Consider the following 25,041-nt stretch of genomic DNA (forward strand, 5'->3'; position numbering starts at 1 on the left):
ATTTTCTACTTTCGTTGAAAGTGTCGTTGCGGGCCAACTCGGTATGGCTATTCAATAATTGTAACATTGGCATCAATAATAACAAATACGCCAATCTGTGTAATAATATCGCTTAGGAATCATCTTATTGGCTATATCTTTTTCTAACGTTGCTATAGTTAATTAACATTAGCCTATTTTTTTAAAGGCGGAAAAATGAATAATTCGCTGACGCACTTTCACGCAGTGGCACCGCCGGAAACTCAGGACGATCTAGTGGCCCTCGGTCAGGCTTTTTCCTTACCCAAATTAAGCTACGTCGATATTTCGCGTCAGGAGCGTTTGTCGCAAATGATGACGCGCTGGCCGCTGTTGGCCGAATTGGCCCAGACCACGGGGAGCCGCTGACCTATGCCGGTGATTGCGCTGCAAGGGGTGCGGGGCGGAATGGGCACGACGTCGGTCACGGCGGCGCTCGCCTGGGCGCTGCGGCAACTGGGGGAGTCGGTGCTGGCGATCGATTTCTCGCCGGACAACCTGCTGCGTCTGCATTTCAATACGCCATTCGAGCTGGCGCGCGGCTGGGCCCGCGCGGAGCGGGACGGCGAAAGCTGGGCCGCAGGCGCGATGCGCTATGATGAAAACCTCGATTTTTTGCCCTTTGGCCGCCTAAACCCAGCGGAACGGCTGGATGTGCAGCAACAGTGTCTGGATAACCCCGGCCGCTGGCGAGACAACCTGGCGCAGCTGGTTGCCGGCGCGCGGCACCGCTGGATCCTGCTGGACGCGCCCGCCGGAGACGGCGTGCTGGCGCAGCAGGCGCTGCGGCTTGCCGACTGCGTGTTCGTGCTGCTTAACCCCGACGCCAACTGCCAGGTGCGCCTTCATCAACAGGCGCTGCCGGAAGGCTGCCGCTTCCTGATCAATCATTATTCCTCGGCCAGCCGGCTGCAGCAGGATCTGCACCAGCTGTGGCTGCAAACCCTGAGCGGCCTGCTGCCGGTGGTGATCCATCGCGATGAGGCGCTGGCGGAAGCGCTGGCGGTGAAGCAGCCGCTGGGAGAATACCGCCCCGAAAGCCTGACGGCGGACGAAGTGCTGACGCTGGCCAACTGGTGTCTGATCAACCTGAAGGGCGAGGCGCCATGAGCCGGGTGCTGAGCCTGCTGCTGGTGCCGCCGGTCCGTCAGGCGGTGCAGGCGCGCTATCGCGGCTATCGCCGCCAGGGCTCGTCGGCGCCGACCGCCTTTTTCACCGCGCTGCTGGCGGCGCTCGGCTGGCTGTTCCTGCGGTTTGAATCCCCGGCCTGGCGGCGCGTGCGCGCCGGCCGCGCCTATTGGTTCCCGCATTTGTCCGCCGAACGGCCGCGACCGGCGGACGGGGTACGCTATTTGCTGCAGGGCCTGTGGCTGCTGCTGTTTCGCAGCGGCCGCGCGCCGATGGGGCGCCATTATTTTGCCGGCTGGCGTCGGCTGCAGCTGCGCTACGCCCACTGGCTGCAAAGCATTCCGCAGCGTTTGGCCGGCGCCGGCGTCGAGCAACGCTCGGTGGAGCGCCTGAGCCGCCTGAGCCGCGGCATGCGGCGCGCGCTGTTTGTCCTGGTGAGCGTGCTGGCGGCGATCCTCGCCCTGCTGTGCATCTCCCAGCCGTTCGACCTGTCGGCGCAATTGGTGTTTGTGCTGCTGCTGTGGGGGATAGCGATGGTGGTGCGGCGCGTGCCGGGGCGCCTGCCGGGCCTGATGCTGATCGTGCTGTCGCTGACCGTCTCCTGCCGCTACCTGTGGTGGCGCTACACCGCCACGCTCAACTGGGATGATCCGCTGAGCCTGACCTGCGGCCTGCTGCTGCTGGCGGCGGAAACCTATGCCTGGGTGGTGCTGGTGCTGGGCTATTTCCAGACCCTCTGGCCGCTCAACCGCCAGCCGGTGCCGCTGCCTGCCGACAGCGCAAGCTGGCCGACCGTCGATCTGCTGGTGCCGACCTACAACGAGGATCTGGCGGTGGTGAAACCCACCCTCTATGCGGCGCTGGGCATCGACTGGCCGAAAGACAAGATCGGCATTTACCTGCTCGACGACGGCAATCGCCCGGAGTTTCGGGCGTTTGCCGAAGAGATCGGCGTGAAGTACATCGCCCGGCCGACCCATGAGCACGCCAAGGCCGGCAACATCAACCATGCGTTGAAGCAGGCGACCGGCGAATTCGTGGCGATTTTCGACTGCGACCACGTGCCGACGCGTTCTTTCCTGCAGCTGACCATGGGCTGGTTCTTCAAGGACAAAAAGCTGGCGATGCTGCAGACGCCGCACCATTTCTTCTCGCCTGACCCGTTCGAACGCAACCTCGGGCGATTCCGCCAGACGCCGAACGAAGGCACGCTGTTTTACGGCCTGGTGCAGGACGGCAACGATATGTGGGACGCCACCTTCTTCTGCGGCTCCTGCGCCATTCTGCGCCGCAGCGCGCTGGACGAGATCGGCGGCATCGCGGTGGAAACCGTGACCGAAGACGCCCATACCTCGCTGCGCCTGCACCGGCGCGGGCACACCTCGGCCTATATCCGCATTCCGCAGGCCGCCGGGCTGGCCACCGAGAGCCTGTCGGCGCACATCGGCCAGCGCATTCGCTGGGCGCGCGGCATGGTGCAGATCTTCCGGCTGGACAACCCGCTGCTGGGCAAGGGGCTGAAGCTGGCGCAGCGCCTGTGTTACGCCAACGCCATGCTGCATTTCCTGTCGGGCATTCCGCGCTTGATCTTCCTGACGGCGCCGCTGGCGTTTCTGTTGCTGCACGCCTACATCATCTTTGCGCCGGCGCTGGCGATCGCGCTCTACGTGCTGCCGCACATGATCCACGCCAGCCTGACCAACTCGCGCATCCAGGGCAAATACCGCCACTCGTTCTGGAGTGAAATCTACGAAACGGTGCTGGCGTGGTATATCGCCCGCCCGACCACGGTGGCGCTGTTCAACCCGCACAAGGGCAAGTTCAACGTCACCGCCAAAGGCGGACTGGTGGAGGAGGAGCACGTCGACTGGGTGATCACCCGGCCCTACATGTTCCTGGTGGTGCTGAACCTGGCCGGGCTGGCGTTCGGCATCTGGCGGCTGGGCTATGGCCCGGCCGATGAAGTGATGACGGTGATCATCAGCCTGGTGTGGGTGCTGTATAACATGACCATTCTCGGCGGCGCGGTGGCGGTGGCGGTCGAAGCCAAGCAGGTGCGGCAGTCGCACCGCGTGGAGATCGCCATGCCGGCCGCGGTGGCGCGCGGCGACGGGCACCTGTTCCCCTGTACGCTGCGCGATTACTCCGATGGCGGCGTGGGGATCGAGATGCGGGTGGCGGACGCCCTGCAAGACGGCGACAAGGTTTCGCTGCTGCTCAAGCGCGGCCAGCAGGAATACAGCTTCCCGTGCGTGGTGACGCGCGCCTTCGGCAGCAAGGTGGGGGTGCGCCTGGTCGAGCTGTCCACCCGCGAACACATTGATTTTATTCAGTGCACCTTTGCCCGCGCCGATACCTGGGCGCTGTGGCAGGACGGGTTCCCTGAGGACAAGCCGATCGAAAGCCTGCGCGACGTGCTGGCGCTGGGTTTCCGGGGGTATGTGCGCATGGCGGATTACGCCCCGCCGATGGTGCGTGGTCTGCTGGTCGGCTTGACGTCGCTGATCGCCTGGCTGGCGTCATTTATTCCGCATGGCGTCGGTCGCGATCCGGCATTCTCTCAAAAAGAGACAGTGGGTTAGCTGCGAGTTCAAACCGCCCGCTCACTTGCCCGGTGAACAGGCTCCAACATTGATGATGATACGATGACGAGAAAAATAACCTGGTTTACCGCTCTGGCCTTAGGCATCAGTACCTTGTCGCAGGCCGAAACCGCCGCCGCGCCGGTCGCCGCACCCGCCGATGCGGCGGTCACCGCGCCGCTGGGCATCAGCGCGCCGCAGGATCCGAACGCGCCGGTGCGCGACGTGCAGCTGCCGTTTGCGCAGATTGCGCCGCCGCCGGGCACCTTTACCCTGCGCGGCACCCGGCCGGACGGGCAGATAGAATTCGGCGTGCGCAGCGACGAGGTGGTGTCGCAGGCGCTGCTCGATCTGGAGTTTACGCCGTCGCCGGCGCTGATCCCGGTCGAATCCCACGTCAAGGTGTACCTGAACGATGAGCTGATGGGGGTGACCACCCTCGCCAAAGAGCAGTTGGGTAAACCCAATCGCATCCAGATGCCGATCGATCCGCGCTACATCACCGATTTTAACCGCGTGCGGCTGGTGTTCGTCGGCCACTATCAAAATATCTGCGAAAACCCGGCCAGCACCGTGCTGTGGCTGGACGTCAGCAAGTCCAGCGCATTGAAGCTGCGCTTCCAGACGCTGCCGGTGAAGAATGAACTTTCGCACTTCCCCGAGCCGTTTTTCGACAGCCGCGACAACCGGCCGTTGACGCTGCCGATGGTGTTCGCCGGCCAGCCGGATCTCACCCAGCAGCGCGCGGCGGGCATGCTGGCTTCCTGGTTCGGCAGCAAGGCGCAGTGGCGCGGCCAGTCATTCCCGACGCTGTACAACAAGCTGCCCGAGCAGCACGCCATCGTATTCGCCACCAATCGGCAGCGCCCGGATTTCCTGCGCGACTACCCGCCGGTCGACGGGCCGACGGTGGAGATGATCAGCCACCCGGATAACCCGTACATCAAGCTGCTGCTGGTGCAGGGCCGCGATGACGACGATTTGGTCACCGCGGTGAAAGGCATCGCGCAGGGCAACATCCTGTTCCGCGGCCAGAATGTCACGGTGGACAAGGTGGAGCAGCTGGCGCCGCGCCAACCGTATGACGCGCCGAACTGGGTGCGCACCGATCGGCCGATGACCTTCGCCGAGCTGCAGCAATATGCCGAACAGCTGCAGACCAGCGGCATTGAGCCAGGCCCGATCTCGTTGACCATGAACCTGCCGCCGGACCTGTTCCTGATCCGCAGCGCCGGCATCGACATGCACCTGAAATACCGCTACACCGCGCCGCGCATTCAGGACGGTTCGCGTCTGAGCGTGAGCCTGAACAACCAGTTCGTGCAGGCCTACTCGCTGGTGCCGGAACACGAACAGGGTGCGCAACTGCTGCGCTTGCCGCTGACCCAGGGGCTGCTCGACTCCGACAAGAACGTCAATATCCCGGCGTTGCGGCTGGGGGCCACCAACCAGCTGCGTTTCGACTTCGATTACACCACGCTGCTGGCCAGCGGCGCCGAGGGGCGCTGTGAAACCTATTCCTTCACCCAGAACCATGCGGTGATCGACGGCGCGTCGACCATCGATTTCTCCGGTTACCGTCACTTCATGGCGATGCCGGATCTGCGCGCCTTCGCCAACGCCGGCTTCCCGTTCAGCCGCCTGGCGGACCTGTCGCAAACGCTGGTGCTGGTGAATCAGAAGCCGCAGCCGGCGCAGGTTAGCGCGTTGCTGAATGCGCTGGGGGTGATCGGCGCCCAGACCGGTTACCCGGCGCTGGCGATGACGCTGAGCGACGACTGGTCGCAGGCCCGGGAGCGCGACGCCGATATTCTGATGGTCGGCACCATCCCGCCGGAGCTGCGTGACGACAAGAAAATCAGCCTGTTGGTGGACGCTACCCAGAGCTGGGTGAAACAACCCACCCGCCAACCGGCGTTGCCGAGCATGGAGGTGCTGGCGGATGACGCCCGGCCGGACAGCAAAACCACCGTCAGCTCCGAAGGCGCGATGTCGGCGATCATCGGCGTGCAGTCGCCGTTTAACGATCAGCGCAGCATAGTGGCGCTGCTGGCCGACAGCCCACGCGGTTATGAATTGCTGAACAATGCCCTGCTGGACAGCGGCAAGCGCGCCGCGGTGTTCGGCTCGGTGGCGGTGATCCGCGAATCGGGGGTCAACAGCCTGCGGGTCGGCGATATTTACTACGTCGGCCATTTGCCGTGGTGGGAACGCATCTGGCATGCGCTGTCCACTCATCCGGTGCTGCTGGCGGCGATCGCGGCGATCCTGGTGGTGATCCTGGCGCTGATGCTGTGGCGCGGTCTGAAAGCCTTCAGCCGTCGTCGTCTGGCGCCTGAAGACCGGGATTGACGGCGGTGAGCGCGATGCTGCAACGCCTGTCGCTGAGCATGCTGCTGCTGTGCGCCTTCGGCGCGGCGGCGGCCTGCGAGTGGCCGGGCTGGCAAGAGTACAAGCAGTTTTATATCAGCGAACAGGGGCGGGTGATCGATCCGAGCAGCCCCAATAAAATCACCACCTCGGAAGGCCAGAGCTACGGCCTGTTTTTCGCGCTGGTGGCCAACGATCGGCCGACCTTCGATCGGCTGTTGAGCTGGACGGAGAACAACCTGGCGGCGGGCGATCTCAGCGCCCGTTTGCCCGCCTGGCTATGGGGCGAGGCCGACGACAAGCAGTGGAAGGTGCTGGACGCCAACTCGGCGTCGGACGCCGATCTGTGGATCGCCTATAACCTGCTCGAGGCCGGCCGCCTGTGGCAGAGCCGGCGTTACCAAACGCTGGGCACCCTGCTGCTGCAGCGCATCGGCCGCGAGGAAGTGGCCGATATTCCGGGGCTGGGGCTGATGCTGCTGCCGGGCAAGGTGGGGTTTGCGGCGGAAGATCGCTGGCGGTTGAACCCAAGCTACCTGCCGCCGCAGCTGCTGGCGCGCTTCGCCGCGCTGAACGGCCCGTGGCGGGCGATGCGCCAGACCAATCAGCGGCTGTGGCTGGAAACCGCGCCGCACGGCTTCTCGCCGGACTGGGCGGTATGGCAGGTCGGCAAAGGCTGGCAGCCGGATACCGTCAAACCCAACGTCGGCAGCTATGACGCCATTCGGGTTTATCTGTGGGCCGGCATGCTGGCGGACGACGATGACCACAAGGCGGCGCTGCTCAAACGGTTCCAACCGATGGCGCAGCTGACCGCGCAGCGGGGCGTTCCGCCGGAAAAAACCGATACCGCCAGCGGCAAAACCACCGGCGATGGCCCGGTGGGCTTCGCCGCCTCGATGCTGCCGATGCTGGCCGCGCAGCCCGAGGCGCTGGCGGCGCAGCGCCAACGCATCAGCGATCGCCCGCCGGGCGACGACGCCTATTTCAGCGCCTCGCTGACGCTGTTCGGTCAGGGATGGGATCAACAACGTTATCGTTTTAATCGTCAGGGTGAACTTCAACCCTCCTGGGACGGCCAATGCGCAACTTCAAAATAACCTGGCTGGGTTTGATCCCATTGAGTCTGGCGATGCTGCCGCAGGCGCGCGCCGCGGAGGCCGTAGCGCCGGAGCAGTGGCTGCTGGAGCAGGTGCGCATTGGCGAGGCTGGCAATAAGGAAGAGCTGGTGCGCCAGTCGCTGTACCGGCTCGAAATGATGGATCCGAACAACCCCGAGGTGATCGCCGCGCGCATGCGGCTGGCGTTGCGCCAGGGCAATCAGGCGCTGGCGCAGCAGCAGCTGGACAAGCTTAAGCGCCTCGCGCCGCAGTCCGGCGCCTACCGTCAGGCGGAAATGAACATGCTGCTGACCCAGCCGGAGACCCGCCAGAAACTGCAGCAGGCGCGGCTGATGGCCACCGCCGGGCGCTTGCCGGAGGCGAAGGCGCAGTACGATGCGCTGTTCCGCGGCGAGCCGCCGACGCTCGACCTGGCGGTGGAGTACTGGCGGCTGGTGGCGCGTCTGCCGGGGCAGGAGGCGAAGGCGCTGAAACAGCTGCAGGCGCTGGACCAACAGTATTCCGGCAACGTGGCGCTGCGCATGTCGCTGGCGCGCATGTTGTTCAGCCAGGATCGCGATGCGCAGGCCTATGACCTGCTGCAAAAAATCGCCGCCGATCCGGCCGGACGCGGCGACGCCGCCGACCTGTGGCTGGATAAGGTCAAGGCGATGCCGGTCAGCCCGCAAAGCGTGGCGGCGCTGAACCGTTTTCTCGGCGTGTTCGATACCGGCGATCGGGCGACCGACGCCCGCGAAGAGCTGGCCCGGCAGCAGAAGCTGTTGGCCGATCCGGCCTATCAGGCGCGGGTGCGCGGGCTGGCGCAGGTGGACAAGGGCGGCAGCCGGGCGGCGATCCCGGCGCTGAAAAAAGCGCTGGCGGCCGCGCCGAACGACGGCGAAGTGCTGGGGGCGCTGGGGCAGGCCTATTCGCGGGCCGGCAATCGCCCGCAGGCGCTGAAGCTGTATCGTCAGGCGCTGGAGGCCGACAAGGACGGTTACAGCAGCGGCAAATGGCGCAGCCTGATCAAGAGCACCGGCTACTGGCTGGCGATCGACGAAGGCGACAAGGCGCTGCAGGCCGGCAATCTGGCGCTGGCGCGCCAGAAGTACCAGCAGGCGCGGCAGATTGACGGCACCGACGGCGACGCCTTGATTGGCCTGGGCGACGTGGCGGTGGCGAGCAACGACGACGCGGCGGCGGAAGGTTTCTATCGGCAGGCGCTGCGGCGCGATCCCGGCAACGGCAGCGCGCTGCGCGGGCTGGTGAATATTTATCAGCGTCAGTCGCCGGAGAAGGCGCTGGCCTATCTCAACGGCCTGCCGCGCAGTCAGCAAAACAAGCTGCGCAGCACCCTCGACGGCCTGCAGCTCGATATGCTCAAGCGACAGGCGGAGGCGTTGGCGGAACAACGGCAGTGGCACCAGGCGGCGGAAAAGTACCGCCGCGCCCAGCAGAGGGATCCCGACGATGTCTGGCTGACCTACCGTTACGCCCAGACTTTGCGCCAGGCCGGGCAGCCGCAGCAGGCGGACGCGCTGTTCCGCCGGCTGGCGCAGCGGCAGCGCGCCAATCCCCAGCAGGCCTATGCCTACGCGCTCTATCTCTCCGGCAGCGACCGCGACCCGCAGGCGCTGGCGCAGTTGCATACGCTGCCCGCCGCGCAGTGGAACGACAATATGCGCGAGCTGGCGCAGCGGCTGAAAATGCAGGCGACGCTCGAGCACGCCGAACGGCTGCGCGCCGCGGGCGATGAGCCGGCGGCGGTGGCCTATCTGCGGCGGCAGCCGGCGGATACCCGCATCGATCTGCTGCTGGCCGACTGGGCGCTGGCGCGCGGAGAATATGCGGCGGCGCTGGCCGACTACCAGCGGGTGCGGCAGCGCGAACCGAACAACCCCGACGCGCGCCTGGGCGAAGTTGAAGCTTATGTGGCGCAGGGGCGCCTGAGCGAGGCGCGCCGGCGGCTGCAAACCGAGCCGCCGCAACAGGCGCGGACGATCAACACGGAACGGCGGGTCGCCAACGCCTGGAGCGCCGTCGGCGAGCCGCAGCGGGCGAGCGCCATCTTCCAGCGTTTGAAAACCGCGGCGGCACGGGAACCCGCCGGCCAGGCGAAGGCGCTGGTGTATCGCGACGCCGCCCGGCTGGAACGCGACCGGCGGCAACCGGCGCCGGCGCAGCAGGATTACCGCCAGGCGATGGTGGCCAGCGGCATTACGCCGAGCCTGCCGCAGGATAATGACGGCTATACCTACCTGACGCGCAACCACCCGGGCGATGACTGGCTGAAGCGGGGCATTCGATCGGATGCGGCGGATTTGTATCGCCAGCAGGACGTAAACGTCACGCTCGATCACGACTATTGGCGCTCCAGCGGCAGCGGCGGCATCTCCGATTACCATGCGCACGACACCATGCTGCAGGTGGATATGCCGCTGTACGACGGACGGGCGTTTTTCCGCACCGACACCGTGCGGCTGGACGCCGGCAGTTTTTCCGACGACGGCAGCGGCAGATACTACGAAACCTTCGGCACCTGCGACACCCGGGGCTGCAGCGGCGATGAGCAGCAGAAAACCACCGGCACCAGCGTGGCGGCGGGCTGGAAAAACGATCGCTGGGCCGGGGATATCGGCACCACGCCGATGGGGTTCGAGGTGGTCGACTGGACCGGCGGCCTGGCTTACAGCGGCGACTGGCGCCATATCGGCTGGACGCTGGCGGCTTCGCGGCGGCCGATCTCCAGCTCGCTGCTGGCGTTCGGCGGCGCGAAAGACCCGAATACCGGCACCACCTGGGGCGGGGTGCGCGCCACCGGCGTCAGCCTGAGCGGCAGCTACGATCGCGGTGAGGCGCACGGCGTCTGGGCCGACCTCAGCGCGCACCGGATCACCGGTAAAAACGTGGCGGATAACCAGCGCGAACGCTTGATGGCCGGGTATTACTACAAGCTGATCAACGAAGACAACCGCCGCGTGACCGTCGGTCTGAATAGCATGTTGTGGCACTATCAGAAGGATTTGAGCGGCTATTCCCTGGGCCAGGGCGGTTATTACAGCCCGCAGCAATACCTGTCGCTGTCGCTGCCGGTCAACTATCGCCAGCGCACCGAGAACTGGTCGTGGGAGCTGGGCGGTTCGGTTTCGCTTTCCCATTCGAAAACCGACAGCCAGCGCCGCTACCCGCTGCAGGGGCTGATCCCCGATTCGCTGCCCGACAAGTTTGCGGTCGAGGACGGCGGTTCCTCCACCGGCGTCGGTTACACCCTGCGGGCGATCGTCGAGCGGCGTCTCGGGGCGCACTGGACGCTCGGCGCCGGCATCGACATCCAGCAGGCGAAAGACTATACGCCGAGCCACGCGTTGATTTATCTGCGTTATTCTCTGGCCGGCTGGCAGGGGGATCTCGATCTGCCGCCGCAGCCGCTGACCCCTTACGCAGACTTCAAGTAACCGTAATCGGCAAGATTCGGAGTGTCGGACACAGGGTAGTTTTGCTACCCTGTGTTTATTCCCATTAGGAAAAGACTGAAACCCGCGGTTTTCTTGGTTCTGCCAGCGGTATGGCAAGATAAAAACACCAGACGATCGAGTATACTCAGACCGGTCCGAGGGGGAGGGTATTATTCAGCCCCCTTTTTTATTTCAGCCCGATTTCACGGAGAGCAGGTTTGCGGGTCAGGCGTTCATTAACGATTAAACAGATGGCGACGGTGTCCGGCGTGGCGCTGGTGACTATCTGCATATTTATCGTGATTCAGTTATTCCATTTTGTGCAGCAGCGCAGGGATGACTACGCCCAGCAACTGGAAAATATCGCTCATTCGGTGCGGCAGCCGCTGGCGGAAGCCGTATTGCGCATGGACGTGCCGGAAACCAAAAGGGTGCTGAATCAACTGCTGCCGGTGGGGATCCTCACCCGCGCGGATATCGTGCTGCCCAACGAGTTTCAGGCGCTGCACGCCAATTTCCCGCCGGAACGCCCGGTGCCGACGCCGATCGCCCGGCTGTTCGAGCTGCCGATCCAGATTTCCGTCCCGCTCTATTCGCTGGAACGGGTGCCGGCCAATCCGCAGCCGCTGGCTTATCTGGTGCTGCAGGCCGATTCGTTCCGCATGTACCAGTTTATCCTCAGCATGCTGTCGACCATGCTCTCGACCTACCTGCTGCTGGCGCTGATCCTGTCGATATCCATCACCTGGTGCATGAACCGGCTGATGGTGCATCCGCTGCGCGCGATAGCCAAAGAGCTGGAAGACATTTCGCAGGAGGAGGCGCCCTATCATCAGCTGAGGCTGCCGGCGCTGCATCAGGACGACGAGCTCGGCCTGCTGGTGCGCAACTACAACCGCAATCAGCAGACGCTGGCCAAGGCCCATGCCGACATGAGCCGCCTCAGCACCCGCCACCCGGTGACCGACCTGCCGAACCAGGCGCTGTTCACCGCCCTGCTGGAGCAGCATATCGCCTCCAGCCTGCGGCCGGAGCGCTTCAACCTGCTGGTGGTGGGCATCGAGACGCTGCATGAGGCCTCCGGCGTGCTCAGCCCGGCGATGCGCGAAACCTTGCTGCTGGCGCTGGCGAAAAAATTGCGCGGCTGCGTCGATGAAAACGGCGTGCTGGCGCAGCTGAGCAACACCGAGTTCGCCATTCTGGCCAAAGGGGTCGAGCGTCCCTTCCACGCCATGCAGCTGGCGCGGCGCATCATGGCGGAGATCAACGCGCCGTTGAGCCTGGAAGGGTTGGCGCTGCGGCCGAACGCCAGCGTCGGCATCGCCCACTATCTGCATCAGGAACAGAGCGCCGAGCAGCTGCTGCGCAGCGCCACCTCGGCGATGATGTCCGCGCATCGCGAAGGCAAGAATCAGATCCGGTTTTTTGAACCCAGCCTGACGGAAAGAACCCAGAAGCGGCTGACGCAGGAAAGCGAGATCCTGCACGCCATCGAGCAGCGTCACTTCACGCTGTTCCTGCAGCCGCAGCTGGACATGGCGTCCGGCGCGGTGATCGGCGCCGAGGCGCTGCTGCGCTGGCAGCAGTATGACGGCAGCTTCACCCTGCCGGCAGACGTTATCCCCCTGGCGGAAGAGCTGGGGGTGATAGTGCCGCTCGGCAACTGGGTGCTTGAGGAATCCTGCCGCATTCTGGCGGACTGGCAGCGGCAGGGCATCCAGCTGCCGTTGGCGGTCAATATCTCCGGCATCCAGATGCAGCACGAGGGCTTTGTGCCGCACCTGAAGAGCATCCTGGCGCAGTATCGGATCGATCCGCGCAAGCTGCTGCTGGAGATTACCGAAACGGTACGCATCGACGATCTCGATCGGGCGCTGACCTTGCTGCGCGAACTGCACGGCCTGGGGCTGTCGATCGCCCTGGATGATTTCGGCATGGGCTATTCCAGCCTGGAATACCTGAACCGGCTGAAATCCTTGCCGATCGATCTGATTAAAATCGATAAAAGCTTTATTCAGGGATTGCCGAACGATGACGCCATGGCGCGCATCGTCAGCGCCATCTCCGAAGTGCTCAACCTGCCGGTCATGGCCGAGGGCGTCGAAAATGCCGCGCAGCGCGACTGGCTGCTGGAACATGGCATCCGCAGCGGCCAGGGGTTCCTGTTTGCGCGCCCGCTGCCGCGCGAGGCGTTTGAAGCCCAGTTCTGCCGCGCTGCGGATTGAGTGGCCGCGCTGCGGCCGCGTTCAAAAAATCGCGCGCATCCCCTACCTCTTTGGCGTTAGTGCAAACAAAGGCTTACGAAATTCTCAGCCTTGCATCCCGACTGACGCGTTTCAGCTCTTAAAATCACATCAACCCCGCTGTCGGGGTGCAACAAATTATTTCCATGTTGTTATGTGGGTGTTATTTTCCGCGCAAGCGATGAACAGGCGGTGCCGCCTGGTGCGTGTCTCCCCCATAGGATGTCCATATGAAAATAACTATCTTTAAAAGCCTCTATTTTCAGGTACTGACGGCGATTACGCTGGGTATCCTGCTTGGTCACTTCTACCCTGACATCGGCGCCCAGATGAAACCGCTGGGCGATGGCTTCGTCAAACTGATCAAGATGATTATCGCCCCGGTGATCTTCTGCACCGTGGTGACCGGCATCGCCGGCATGGAAAGCATGAAAGCGGTGGGGCGCACCGGCGCCATCGCGCTGCTGTATTTTGAAATCGTCAGCACCATTGCGCTGATCATCGGCCTGGTGATCGTCAACCTGGTGCAGCCGGGGGCCGGCATGAACGTCGATCCCGGCACGCTGGACGCCAAGGCGGTGGCGGTTTATGCCGAGCAGGCGCAGCAGCAGGGCATCATTCCGTTCCTGCTGGACATCATCCCCGGCAGCGTGATCGGCGCGTTCGCCAGCGGCAACATTCTGCAGGTGCTGCTGTTTGCGGTGCTGTTCGGTTTCGCCCTGCATCGCCTGGGGGAGAAAGGGCAGCTGATCTTCAACGTGATCGACAGCTTCTCGCGGGTGATTTTCGGCATCATCAACATGATCATGCGCCTGGCGCCGCTGGGCGCCTTCGGCGCCATGGCGTTCACCATCGGCAAATACGGCGTCGGCACCCTGGTGCAGCTCGGCCAGCTGATCCTGTGCTTCTACATCACCTGCATCCTGTTCGTGGTGGTGGTGCTGGGGTCGATAGCCCGCGCCAACGGCTTCAGCATCTTCAAGTTCGTCAATTACATCAAGGAAGAGCTGCTGATCGTGCTCGGCACCTCGTCCTCCGAATCCGCGCTGCCGCGCATGCTGGACAAGATGGAGAGGCTGGGCTGCAAGAAATCGGTGGTGGGGCTGGTGATCCCGACCGGCTATTCGTTCAACCTCGACGGCACATCGATTTACCTGACCATGGCGGCGGTGTTTATCGCCCAGGCCACCAACACCCATATGGACATCATGCACCAGATTACCCTGCTGGTGGTGCTGCTGCTGTCTTCCAAAGGCGCGGCCGGGGTGACCGGCAGCGGCTTTATCGTGCTGGCCGCCACCATTTCCGCCGTGGGGCATTTGCCGCTGGCGGGCCTGGCGCTGATTTTAGGCATCGATCGGTTTATGTCGGAGGCGCGCGCGCTGACCAACCTGGTGGGCAACGGCGTGGCCACCGTGGTGGTGGCGAAGTGGTGTAACCAGCTGGATGAAAAGCAGCTGAAGGATACGCTGAACAACAAAAAAGCCGGCGCCGACAAAACGCTGCCTTCCGCCTGATCCTCCCCTGAATCACCGGCTGCTGCGGCGGCCGGTGACGTTTTATTCCCCCGCGTAACGAATTCTTGCATTAAAAATCCTGCTATCCATTATTTTTCACTCCGATGAGTGACATCCGCAAAGGCGCGCGGTCTAACAGGATGGTACACTTTCTGCTTTCCGCCCCACTGTGAAACTCAGGGCGTATTTTTATGATTCCATTGAATGGAATATCCGTATTTGCATAAAGAAATTGGATAGTAATTAAGTAGGGGTTCACATGCAGGGCACCAGAATTCATCTTATAGTTGGTGGGCTGCTATTGGCTGCAGCCAACGGCAGCGTGCAGGCTGAAGCACTACAACCCGATCCCGCCTGGCAGCAGGGCAAACTGGACAACGGGTTTGCATGGCAGATCCTGGATACGCCCCAGCGGCCGAGCGATCGCGTCGAACTGCGGCTGATGGTCAATACCGGCTCCCTGGTGGAGTCTTCCCAACAGATCGGCTTCGCCCATCTGTTGCCGCGCCTGGCGCTGGCGCGCAGCGAAAGCTTTACCGCGCCGCAGCTTCGTTCGCTGTGGCAGCAGAGCGTGGACAATGATCGGCCGCTGCCGCCGGCCATCAGCTCTTACGACTTCACCCTCTACAACCTCAGCCTGCCGAACAACCGCCCCGATCTGCTGAAAGAAGCGCTGGCGTGGCTGTCCGACACCACCGGCAGGCTGGCGATCGACGAGCATACGGTGCATGCGGTGATGAATTCCAGCGTGGATCCGATCGGCACCTTCCCGCCAAACCCGCAAGACGCCTGGTGGCGCTACCGCCTGAAGGGCTCGACCTTGCTGGCGCACGATCCCGCGCAGCCGGTGAAACGGCCGGTCAATATCGATCAGCTGAAAAAATTCTACCAGCAGTGGTACACCCCGGACGCCATGACGCTGTACGTGGTCGGCAAGGTCGACAGCCGCAGCCTCGGTGAGCAGATCGGCAAAGCCTTCTCGCCGCTGAAAGGCAAGCGCGAGACCCCGGCCACCATGCCGACGCTGACGCCGTTGCCGCCGCAGCCGGTGAGCCTGCTCAGCGAGCAGGTGAAGCAGGACACGCTGTCGATCATGTGGGATGCGCCCTGGCACCCGATCCGCGACTCGCAGAGCCTGAGCCGTTACTGGCGCAGCGATCTGGCGCGCGAAGCGCTGTTCTGGCACCTCCAGCAAACCCTGGAAAAGAGCGATCAGAAGAACCTGCATTTGGGCTTTGACTGCCGGGTGCAATATCAGCGCGCGCAGTGCGCCATTCACCTGGATACGCCGAATAACAACCTGAACGGCAGCCTGGGCTTTATCGCCCGCGAATTGGTCAACGTCCGCGACAACGGGCTGTCGCAGGAAGAGTTCGACGGCCTGCTGGCGCAGAAAAACGATCAGCTGAGCAAGCTGTTCGCCACCTATGCGCGCACCGATACCGACGTGCTGATGAGCCAGCGCCTGCGTTCCCAGCAGAGCGGGGTGGTGGATATCGCGCCCGAGCAGTACCAGAAGCTGCGCCAGGAGTTCCTGTCCGGCCTGACGCTGGAATCGCTGAATCAGGAGCTGAAGCTGCAGCTTTCTCAGGACGCGACCCTGGTGCTGATGCAGCCGAAGGGCGAGCCGGAAATGAGCATGAAGCAGCTGCAGGAAACCTACAACGGCATCATGTCGCCGGCGCCCGCCGTGGTGACGGAAGAGGCCAGGCCGGCCGACGCCGGCACGCAGTAGCCTTGAGGGGGCTGCGGCCCCCTCAATTGCGGTACAGTACCTTGATGATGTGGTAACCGAACTGGGTTTTGACCGGGCCGTAGGGTTTCAGCAGCGGAATGCTGAATACCGCCTTGTCGAAGGCGGCCACCATGGTGCCCTTGTTGAATTCACCCAATGAGCCGCCGTTGCGTTTCGACGGGCAGCTCGAGTATTTGCGCGCCAGCGTATCGAAGCTGACGCCGCGCTTTAGCTTGGCCAGCAGTTCGTTGGCCAGCTTTTCATTATCCACCAGTATGTGCAGGGCGCACGCCGTCTTTGCCATGGTATTGCCTTTATCAATGCGAAATTGCGCCGATTATACCCGTTAAATCTCGGCGGCGCTTTCTGCTACAATCCCCATCCACGTTATAAAGTCGAGCAATAAAGCGCCATGCGATTAAACCCCAGCCAACAACAAGCCGTCGAATTCGTTACCGGGCCCTGCCTGGTGCTGGCCGGTGCAGGTTCCGGCAAGACGCGCGTCATCACCAACAAGATTGCCCACCTGATCCACCATTGCGGTTATCAGGCGCGGCACATCGCCGCCGTGACCTTTACCAACAAGGCCGCGCGCGAGATGAAAGAGCGTGTGGCGCAAACCATGGGGCGCAAAGAGGCGCGCGGGCTGATGATTTCCACCTTCCATACCCTGGGGCTGGAGATCATCAAACGGGAGTATGCGGCGCTGGAGATGAAGTCCAACTTCTCGCTGTTCGACGATCAGGATCAGCTGGCGCTGCTGAAAGAGCTGACCGAGAAATGGCTGGAAAGCGACAAAACGCTGGTGGCGCAGCTTATTTCCACCATTTCCAACTGGAAAAACGACCTGGTCGATCCCAAACGGGCGATGGAGCTGGCGCGCTCCGAACGCGACAAGCTGTTCGCCCACTGCTACGGCCTGTACCACGCCCATATGCGGGCCTGCAACGTGCTGGACTTCGACGATTTAATCCTGCTGCCGACCCTGCTGCTGCAGCGCAATGAAGAGGTGCGCGAACGCTGGCAAAACCGCATTCGTTACCTGCTGGTGGACGAATATCAGGATACCAACACCAGCCAGTATGAGCTGGTGAAGCTGTTGGTGGGCAACCGCGCGCGCTTTACCGTGGTGGGCGACGATGACCAGTCTATCTACTCCTGGCGCGGCGCGCGGCCGCAGAACCTGGTGCTGCTGAAAGAGGATTTCCCGGCGCTGCAGGTGATCAAGCTGGAGCAGAACTATCGCTCCAGCGAGCGCATCCTGAAAGCGGCCAATATCCTGATCGCCAATAACCCGCACGTATTTGAAAAGCGGCTGTTTTCCGAGCTCGGCTACGGCGAAGAGCTGAAGGTGGTCACCGCCAATAACGAAGACCACGAGGCCGAACGGGTGGTCGGCGAACTGATCGCCCATCACTTCGTGAAGAAGACTAATTACAGCGATTACGCGATCCTCTACCGCGGCAACCACCAGTCGCGGCTGTTTGAAAAGATGCTGATGCAGAACCGCATCCCGTACAAAATTTCCGGCGGCACCTCGTTTTTCTCACGGCCGGAGATCAAGGATCTGTTGGCCTATCTGCGGGTGCTGACCAACGCGGACGACGACAGCGCCTTCCTGCGCATCGTCAATACGCCCAAGCGCGAGATCGGGCCGGCGACGCTGCAGAAACTGGGCGAATGGGCCAATCAGCGCAACAAGAGCCTGTTCCGCGCCAGCTTCGATCTGGGCCTCGGCCAGCACCTCACCGGCCGCGGGCTGGAGTCGCTGCAGCGCTTTACCCACTGGCTGGACGGCATCGCGCAGCTGGCCGAACGCGAGCCGGTGGCGGCGGTGCGCGATTTGATCCGCGGCGTCGATTACGAAAGCTGGCTGTTTGAAACCTCCCCCAGCCCGAAAGCCGCGGAAATGCGCATGAAAAACGTCAACACGCTGTTTGGCTGGATGACGGAGATGCTGGAGGGCAGCGAGCTGGATGAGCCGATGACGCTGACCCAGGTGGTCACGCGCTTCACCCTGCGCGATATGATGGAGCGAGGCGAAAGCGAAGAAGAGCTGGACCAGGTGCAGCTGATGACGCTGCACGCCTCCAAGGGTCTGGAATTCCCCTATGTGTTCCTGGTGGGGATGGAGGAAGGATTATTGCCGCATCAGAGCAGCATCGATGAGGACAACGTCGACGAAGAGCGGCGCCTGGCCTATGTGGGGATCACCCGCGCCCAGAAAGAGCTGATTTTCACCCTGTGCCGGGAACGCCGCCAGTATGGCGAACTGGTGCGGCCGGAGCCGAGCCGTTTCCTGCTGGAGCTGCCGCAGGACGACCTGGCCTGGGAAAGCGAGCGCAAGGTGGTCAGCCCGCAGGAACGGATGCAGAAGGGCCAGAGCCATCTGGCCAATATTCGCGCCCAGCTGGCCAAGGCCAAAGGCGAAGGGTAAAACAAAGGGCGCGGTTTGCGCCCTTGTCATATCAACGTTGTTCTTCCAGCTGCAGCGGCCAGTGGGCATAGCTTTGCCAATGGCTTTCCTGCTCCAGCGCCTCGGCGCGCAGCGGATGCTGCTCCAGCCAGCCCGGCGGCAGGATCACCGTCAGTTCATCGTCCTTGTTCGCGCGCAGCCGCACCGCCGGCAGCGTGTCGTCGCGGCGGCGGCTGGCGAAGATGATGGCCAGACGCAGGATGCGGCATAAACGCTGCGCCATGCGCGGCGGCAGGGCGTTTTGCTGGCTCAGCAGCGGCAGGTCGAGGGTGTTGCTCTGGTTTTGCAGCAGGGTGGCCAGCAATTTTTTCTGCGCCGGGGTGAAACCGGGCAGATCCTGATGGCGGATCAGGTAGGCGGCGTGTTGCGGCGCCTGTTTGAAATCGACGCTGAGGCCGAGTTCGTGGATCAGGCAGGCGTTGTGCAGCAGTTCGCGACATCGCGTATCCAGCTGCCATTCGCCGGCGACCTGTTGCGAGAAATTGGCGGCCAGCTGGCCGACGCGTTCGGCCTGCTCGGTATCGAGCAGGTAGCGGCGCTGCAGGTTGCGGATGGTGCGATTGCGAATATCCTGCTCCACCGGCAAATGCAGCATGCCGTACACCAGCCCTTCGCGCAACGCGCCGCCGGCCAGCATCATGCTTTCAATGCCCAGCTCCTGGAATATCGCCAGCAGAATGGACAATCCGCTGGGGAATACCAGCGCGCGCTCCAGCGTCAGGCCCTCAATTTCCAATTCTTCCAGCTTGCCGCACTGAATGGCGCGCTGTTTCAGCTGACGCAGCTTGGCCAGGGTAATGCGTTCATCCATGCCCTGCGCCACCATGATTTCCTGCAGCGCCTGCACGGTGCCGGAAGCGCCGACGCAGATTTGCCAGCCGTGCTGGCGCAGCTGCGGCGCGATCGGCCGCACCATGTCGCGTGCGGCCTGTTCGGCGCGCTCGAAGTTTTCCTGCCCGAGATTGCGATCGCTGAAGAAGCGTTCCAGCCAGGTGACGCAGCCCATCGACAGGCTGTACAGCTGGGCCGCCTGAGCGCCGGTACCGGTGACCAGCTCGGTGCTGCCGCCGCCGATATCGACCACCAGACGTTGGTCCGGCCCGCCGGTGGTGTGCGCGACGCCATGATAAATCAGGCGCGCCTCTTCCTCGCCGCTGATCACCTGGATCGGGCAGCCGAGGATTTGCTCGGCGGTCTGCAGGAACGCCTCGGCATTGCAGGCCAGGCGCAGGGTGGCGGTGGCCACTACGCGGATTTGTTCCCGGGGAATATCCTGCAGGCGTTCGGAGAACAGCTTAAGGCACTGCCAGCCGCGCTGCATGGCGTCATGCGACAGGTGATTGTTCTGATCCAGCCCGGCGGCCAGGCGCACTTTGCGCTTGATGCGTGCCAGGGTCTGAATGCTGCCGGCCACCTCGCGCACCACCAGCATGTGAAAGCTGTTGGAGCCGAGATCGATGGCGGCATAGAGCGTGCTGGAACTGAGCATGTTATCCCCTTTGCCTTTCAAGCCGCATCGTGGTTGGCCGCATTCGCCGCCCTCCGCCGCTTACCGGGGTAAGTGACGGAGGGCTTGCGTGCTTGGCGCCGGGATGCGGCGGGTACTTCATTGGCGCATCAGCCCGAGCGTTTACGGTTGCTGCGCGGCGCGCCGCCGCGGCGTGGCGCGGAGTTGCGGCGTGGGCCGTTGCCGCCGCGCGGACGCGACAGGCGTTTCGGCGCAGGCAGGCCGGTCAGCAATGCATCGCTGTTGTACTTGCTCACCGGAATGCTGTGGCCGGTGTAGGTCTCGATCGCCGGCAGGTTGAGCGCGTACTCTTCGCAGGCCAGGCTGATGGAGTGGCCGCTTTCACCCGCGCGGCCGGTACGGCCGATGCGGTGCACGTAGTCTTCGCAGTCGTCAGGCAGATCGTAGTTGAACACGTGGGTGACCAACGGGATGTGCAGGCCGCGCGCGGCGACGTCGGTGGCGACCAGAATGTCGAGGTTGCCCTTGGTGAAGTCGTCGAGAATGCGCAGGCGTTTTTTCTGCGCCACGTCGCCGGTCAGCAGGCCGACGCGGTGACCGTCGGCGGCCAGGTGGCCCCAAATGTCTTCACAGCGGTGCTTGGTGTTGGCGAAGACGATGGCGCGATCCGGCCATTCTTCTTCGATCAGCGTCTGCAGCAGGCGCATTTTTTCTTCGTTGGACGGGTAGAACAGCTCTTCTTTAATGCGGTGGCCGGTTTTCTGTTCCGGTTCCACTTCAACATATTCGGCGTTGTTCATCTGCTCGAAGGCCAGTTCGCGAACGCGATAGGACAGGGTGGCAGAGAACAGCATGTTCAGGCGTTGGTCGACCGCGGGCATGCGGCGGAACAGCCAGCGGATGTCTTTGATAAAGCCCAGATCGTACATGCGATCGGCTTCATCCAGCACCACGACCTGGATGGCGCCCAGATCGATGTAGTTTTGCTTGGCGTAGTCGATTAAGCGACCGGTGGTGCCGATCAGGATATCCACGCCGCTTTCCAGCACTTTCAGCTGCTTGTCGTAGCCGTCGCCGCCGTAAGCCAGGCCCAGCTTCAGGCCGGTGGACTGGGACAGGGGTTCCGCATCGGAGTGGATCTGCACCGCCAGTTCACGCGTTGGCGCCATGATCAAGGCGCGCGGCTGGTTGGTCTGGCGATCCTGTTTCGCCGGGTGGTTAAGCAAATAGTGAAAAGTAGACGCCAAAAATGCCAGCGTCTTTCCGGTACCGGTTTGCGCCTGACCTGCAACGTCACGCCCGGAGAGCGTGAGCGGCAATGCTAACGCCTGGATAGGCGTGCAATGGTGAAACCCTTTTTTCTCAAGGGCTTCAAGGACTAACGGGTGCAGGGCGAAGTCGGAAAACTTCTGTTCGGTCAAGTGTGTTTTGCTCATAGTGTGGTAGAATATCAGCTAACTATTGCTTTACGAAAGCACATCCGTTGAAATAAACGCGGTGAAATAAAATCACCTTGAGTTGGTTAATGCTACACCAACAAGGTAGACATAATCCTGTGGAGTAGAACATGAGCGATAAAATTATTCACCTGACTGACGGCAGCTTCGACACCGACGTGCTGAAAGCTGAAGGGCCAATCCTGGTCGATTTCTGGGCTGAATGGTGTGGACCGTGCAAGATGATTGCTCCGATTCTGGACGAGATTGCCGAAGAATTCGCAGGCAAACTGACCATCACCAAGCTGAACATCGATCAAAACCCGGCGACCGCTCCCAAGTACGGTATCCGCGGTATCCCTACGCTGTTGCTGTTCAAGAACGGTGAAGTGGCCGCGACCAAGGTGGGCGCGTTGTCCAAAGGTCAGCTCAAAGATTTCCTGAACGCGAATCTGTAATCGGGCGGGAAGCCCAAGCAGCGGCGTCTGGCGGCGATGTTTAATTCACCGCTAGACGCCTGCCAAGAAGCGTGTTAAGTTTAACCACACTGCATATAGAACTTGCCCGAAGTTTTAAATCTAAAGAGTTTGAATCTAAGCTTTACTCTGTGTTGAACCGCTGGCGTTGCAAGTAAATTGAACTCAACCCGCGTTTTAGCAATCAAACGGTTTTGCAAAATCAATTTTAAGGTACCTTCGATCTTAAACCGTCAATGCGCACGCCCGATGTAAGCCATTTCTTACCGCGACGGCTCAGCGCCCGGTGATCGAACGTCCAGTAAACAGGCACGTATCACGCTGCCATACCATTCACGATACAAGTTCGAGACATACCCCGAGTTTAAGAACCCACCACTATGAATCTTACCGAATTAAAGAATACGCCGGTTTCTGAGCTGATTACTCTCGGCGAAAATATGGGGCTGGAAAACCTTGCCCGCATGCGCAAGCAGGACATCATCTTCTCCATTCTGAAGCAGCATGCGAAAAGCGGAGAAGACATCTTCGGCGACGGCGTGCTCGAGATATTGCAGGATGGATTTGGTTTCCTCCGTTCCGGAGACAGTTCCTACCTCGCCGGCCCCGACGACATCTATGTATCCCCTAGCCAAATCCGCCGTTTCAACCTCCGTACAGGTGACACCATTTCCGGTAAGATTCGACCGCCAAAAGAAGGCGAGCGCTATTTTGCCCTGTTGAAAGTTAACGAAGTTAACTATGACAAACCGGAAAACGCCCGCAGCAAGATCCTGTTCGAGAACTTGACCCCGCTGCACGCCAATTCCCGTCTGCGCATGGAGCGCGGCAACGGCTCTACCGAAGACCTGACGGCGCGCGTGCTGGATCTGGCATCGCCGATCGGTCGCGGCCAGCGTGGCCTGATCGTCGCGCCGCCGAAAGCCGGTAAAACCATGCTGCTGCAGAACATCGCGCAGAGCATCGCCTACAACCACCCAGACTGCGTGCTGATGGTGCTGCTGATCGACGAACGTCCGGAAGAAGTTACCGAAATGCAGCGTCTGGTGAAAGGCGAAGTGATCGCCTCGACCTTCGACGAACCGGCTTCCCGTCACGTGCAGGTAGCGGAAATGGTCATCGAGAAGGCCAAGCGCCTGGTTGAGCACAAAAAAGACGTGATCATCCTGCTCGACTCCATCACCCGTCTGGCGCGCGCCTACAACACCGTGGTGCCGGCCTCGGGCAAGGTGCTGACCGGCGGTGTGGACGCCAACGCCCTGCACCGTCCGAAGCGTTTCTTCGGCGCGGCGCGTAACGTTGAAGAAGGCGGCAGCCTGACCATCATCGCTACCGCGCTGGTGGATACCGGGTCGAAAATGGACGAGGTTATCTACGAAGAATTTAAAGGTACCGGCAACATGGAATTGCACCTGGCGCGTAAAATCGCCGAGAAGCGCGTATTCCCTGCCATCGATTACAATCGCTCCGGTACCCGTAAAGAAGAGTTGCTCACCACCTCTGAAGAACTGCAAAAAATGTGGATCCTGCGCAAAATCATTCATCCGATGGGTGAGATCGACGCGATGGAGTTCCTCATTAATAAGTTGGCGATGACTAAAACCAACGATGAATTCTTCGATATGATGAAACGCTCATAATTCAGTAAAAAATTCGCAGAACGCCACGCCTAGCCGTGGCGTTTTTCGCTTCTGGCAGATACGATAAGTAGCAGTAATGGAAAAGTAAGTTGTTTCTGCGACTTATTGGGAATTCATCTTGTTTGCGGTCGGCCTTTGCCGTTCGCATCTTGTCGCTGCCGATTTAGCCGGCAACAACGGAAATGAGAATGAATCACTGTTGTCATAGGAAATGACTGAAAGGTAGCGGGGGCCCATGGCGCAAGCTGTCGCCCATGTTAAGCTGCCTTATCTTCTACAGAGATCTGTTAACTGTGAACTTACTCACTATGAGTACTGAAATTCTATTTGTTTTCCTGTTTTCCTTGGCTTTTCTCTTTGTTGCCCGTAAAGCAGCAAAACGTATTGGTCTGGTTGATAAACCTAATTACCGCAAACGTCACCAGGGGCTGATTCCCTTGGTCGGCGGTATTTCCGTTTATGCCGGGCTGTGCTTCGCTTTCCTGATCTCTGAACAAACCATCGCGCACGGCAAACTTTATCTCACCTGCGCGGGGATTTTAGTGTTTGTCGGCGCTCTGGACGACCGCTTCGACATCAGCGTCAAGATCCGCGCGCTGGTACAGGCGCTGGTCGGCATTGCGATGATGGCGTTCGCCGGGCTTTATCTGCGCAGCTTCGGCCACGTGCTGGGCGATTGGGAAATGCTGCTGGGGCCGTTCGGCTACCTGGTGACGCTGTTTGCGGTATGGGCGGCAATCAACGCCTTCAACATGGTGGACGGCATCGACGGCCTGCTGGGCGGTCTGTCGTGCGTGTCCTTCGGCGCGTTGGGCATTCTGCTGTATCTGAGCGGCCATTCCGAGCTGGCGTTCTGGTGCTTTGCGATGATCGCCACCATCGTTCCCTATATCCTGCTTAATCTCGGTATCCTCGGCCGCCGCTATAAGGTCTTTATGGGGGACGCCGGCAGCACGCTGATCGGCTTTACCGCCATCTGGCTGCTGTTGCAGAGCTCGCAGGGGAAGGTTCACTCGATCAACCCGGTGACCGCCCTGTGGATTATCGCCATTCCGCTGATGGACATGATTGCTATCATGTATCGTCGTTTACGCAAGGGGATGAGCCCCTTCTCCCCCGATCGTCAACATATTCACCACCTGATCATGCGCGCCGGCTTTACGCCGCGGCAGGCGTTTGTCCTGATTACCCTGGCGGCGGCGCTGCTGGCGGCCATTGGCGTCATTGGCGAGCGGCTGACCTTTATTCCTGAATGGGTGATGTTGGCATTATTTTTGCTTGCTTTCTTCCTGTACGGTTATTGCATCAAGCGCGCCTGGCGCGTCGCCCGTTACATTAAGCGTATCAAGCGCCGCCTGCGGCGTTCGACCGACAATAAGCAAGTATCTTAACCAGAG

At 61.7% G+C, this 25,041-nt stretch carries 16 protein-coding genes; 13 read left to right on the plus strand and 3 right to left on the minus strand.

The genetic code is table 11. The features are described from left to right. The first annotated feature begins 195 nt into the window (after positions 1-195). From bcsR to D7I37_RS07815, 9 genes are all read left to right on the plus strand, one after another. Complete coding sequence (bcsR, locus tag D7I37_RS07775) at positions 196-387, plus strand: cellulose biosynthesis protein BcsR (RefSeq protein ID WP_129543519.1); 192 nt, start codon at positions 196-198, stop codon at positions 385-387. 3 nt (positions 388-390) lie between these two features. Next, positions 391-1,128, plus strand: coding sequence for a cellulose biosynthesis protein BcsQ (gene bcsQ / locus D7I37_RS07780; protein WP_129543520.1), 738 nt, complete (start codon positions 391-393; stop codon positions 1,126-1,128). Next, positions 1,125-3,728, plus strand: a complete 2,604-nt coding sequence (gene bcsA, locus D7I37_RS07785) for a UDP-forming cellulose synthase catalytic subunit (protein WP_061797933.1) — start codon at positions 1,125-1,127, stop codon at positions 3,726-3,728. Before bcsQ ends, bcsA begins: the two co-directional genes overlap by 4 nt. A 63-nt stretch (positions 3,729-3,791) precedes the next feature. After that, positions 3,792-6,080 (plus strand): cellulose biosynthesis cyclic di-GMP-binding regulatory protein BcsB, encoded by a 2,289-nt coding sequence (gene bcsB / locus D7I37_RS07790; protein ID WP_061797936.1) that lies wholly within the window; start codon positions 3,792-3,794, stop codon positions 6,078-6,080. Positions 6,081-6,085: 5 nt separating this feature from the next. After that, positions 6,086-7,198, plus strand: a complete 1,113-nt coding sequence (gene bcsZ / locus D7I37_RS07795) for a cellulose synthase complex periplasmic endoglucanase BcsZ (RefSeq protein ID WP_061797973.1) — start codon at positions 6,086-6,088, stop codon at positions 7,196-7,198. Further along, entirely contained in the window at positions 7,180-10,653 is a 3,474-nt protein-coding gene (bcsC, locus tag D7I37_RS07800; RefSeq protein ID WP_129543521.1) for a cellulose synthase complex outer membrane protein BcsC, read from the plus strand. The genes bcsZ and bcsC overlap by 19 nt, the downstream gene beginning before the upstream one ends. A gap of 218 nt (positions 10,654-10,871) precedes the next feature. Further along, positions 10,872-12,878, plus strand: coding sequence for a biofilm formation regulator HmsP (gene hmsP / locus D7I37_RS07805; protein ID WP_207205556.1), 2,007 nt, complete (start codon positions 10,872-10,874; stop codon positions 12,876-12,878). A gap of 248 nt (positions 12,879-13,126) precedes the next feature. Then, complete coding sequence (locus D7I37_RS07810) at positions 13,127-14,413, plus strand: dicarboxylate/amino acid:cation symporter (protein ID WP_061797942.1); 1,287 nt, start codon at positions 13,127-13,129, stop codon at positions 14,411-14,413. Between the two features lie 259 nt (positions 14,414-14,672). Then, a complete protein-coding gene (locus tag D7I37_RS07815) occupies positions 14,673-16,148 on the plus strand; it encodes a pitrilysin family protein (RefSeq protein ID WP_061797943.1) in 1,476 nt (491 codons plus the stop codon). A gap of 22 nt (positions 16,149-16,170) precedes the next feature. On the opposite strand, the gene ppiC is transcribed toward D7I37_RS07815, so the two are convergent. Continuing rightward, the gene (gene ppiC / locus D7I37_RS07820; protein WP_037401326.1) at positions 16,171-16,452 is read right to left on the minus strand and encodes a peptidylprolyl isomerase PpiC; all 282 of its coding nucleotides are present in this window, start codon (positions 16,450-16,452) and stop codon (positions 16,171-16,173) included. 108 nt (positions 16,453-16,560) lie between these two features. On the opposite strand from ppiC, the gene rep reads away from it, so the two are divergent. Then, on the plus strand, positions 16,561-18,585 hold the full coding sequence (gene rep, locus D7I37_RS07825) for a DNA helicase Rep (protein WP_061797944.1): 2,025 nt from the start codon (positions 16,561-16,563) through the stop codon (positions 18,583-18,585). Between the two features lie 31 nt (positions 18,586-18,616). On the opposite strand, the gene ppx is transcribed toward rep, so the two are convergent. After that, on the minus strand, positions 18,617-20,113 hold the full coding sequence (ppx, locus tag D7I37_RS07830; protein ID WP_095099945.1) for an exopolyphosphatase: 1,497 nt from the start codon (positions 20,111-20,113) through the stop codon (positions 18,617-18,619). Between the two features lie 128 nt (positions 20,114-20,241). Next, a complete protein-coding gene (gene rhlB, locus D7I37_RS07835) occupies positions 20,242-21,528 on the minus strand; it encodes an ATP-dependent RNA helicase RhlB (RefSeq protein ID WP_095094984.1) in 1,287 nt (428 codons plus the stop codon). A gap of 131 nt (positions 21,529-21,659) precedes the next feature. On the opposite strand from rhlB, the gene trxA reads away from it, so the two are divergent. The 3 genes from trxA (at position 21,660) to wecA (ending at position 25,035) form a co-directional block, all read left to right on the plus strand. Beyond that, positions 21,660-21,986 (plus strand): thioredoxin TrxA, encoded by a 327-nt coding sequence (gene trxA / locus D7I37_RS07840; protein ID WP_061797947.1) that lies wholly within the window; start codon positions 21,660-21,662, stop codon positions 21,984-21,986. Between the two features lie 398 nt (positions 21,987-22,384). Beyond that, entirely contained in the window at positions 22,385-23,644 is a 1,260-nt protein-coding gene (rho, locus tag D7I37_RS07845) for a transcription termination factor Rho (RefSeq protein WP_037422810.1), read from the plus strand. 293 nt (positions 23,645-23,937) lie between these two features. After that, positions 23,938-25,035 (plus strand): UDP-N-acetylglucosamine--undecaprenyl-phosphate N-acetylglucosaminephosphotransferase, encoded by a 1,098-nt coding sequence (gene wecA / locus D7I37_RS07850; RefSeq protein ID WP_095099948.1) that lies wholly within the window; start codon positions 23,938-23,940, stop codon positions 25,033-25,035. The last annotated feature ends 6 nt before the right edge of the window (positions 25,036-25,041 follow it).

Source organism: Serratia sp. 1D1416 (assembly GCF_003641105.1).
Lineage (GTDB): Bacteria > Pseudomonadota > Gammaproteobacteria > Enterobacterales > Enterobacteriaceae > Serratia > Serratia ficaria.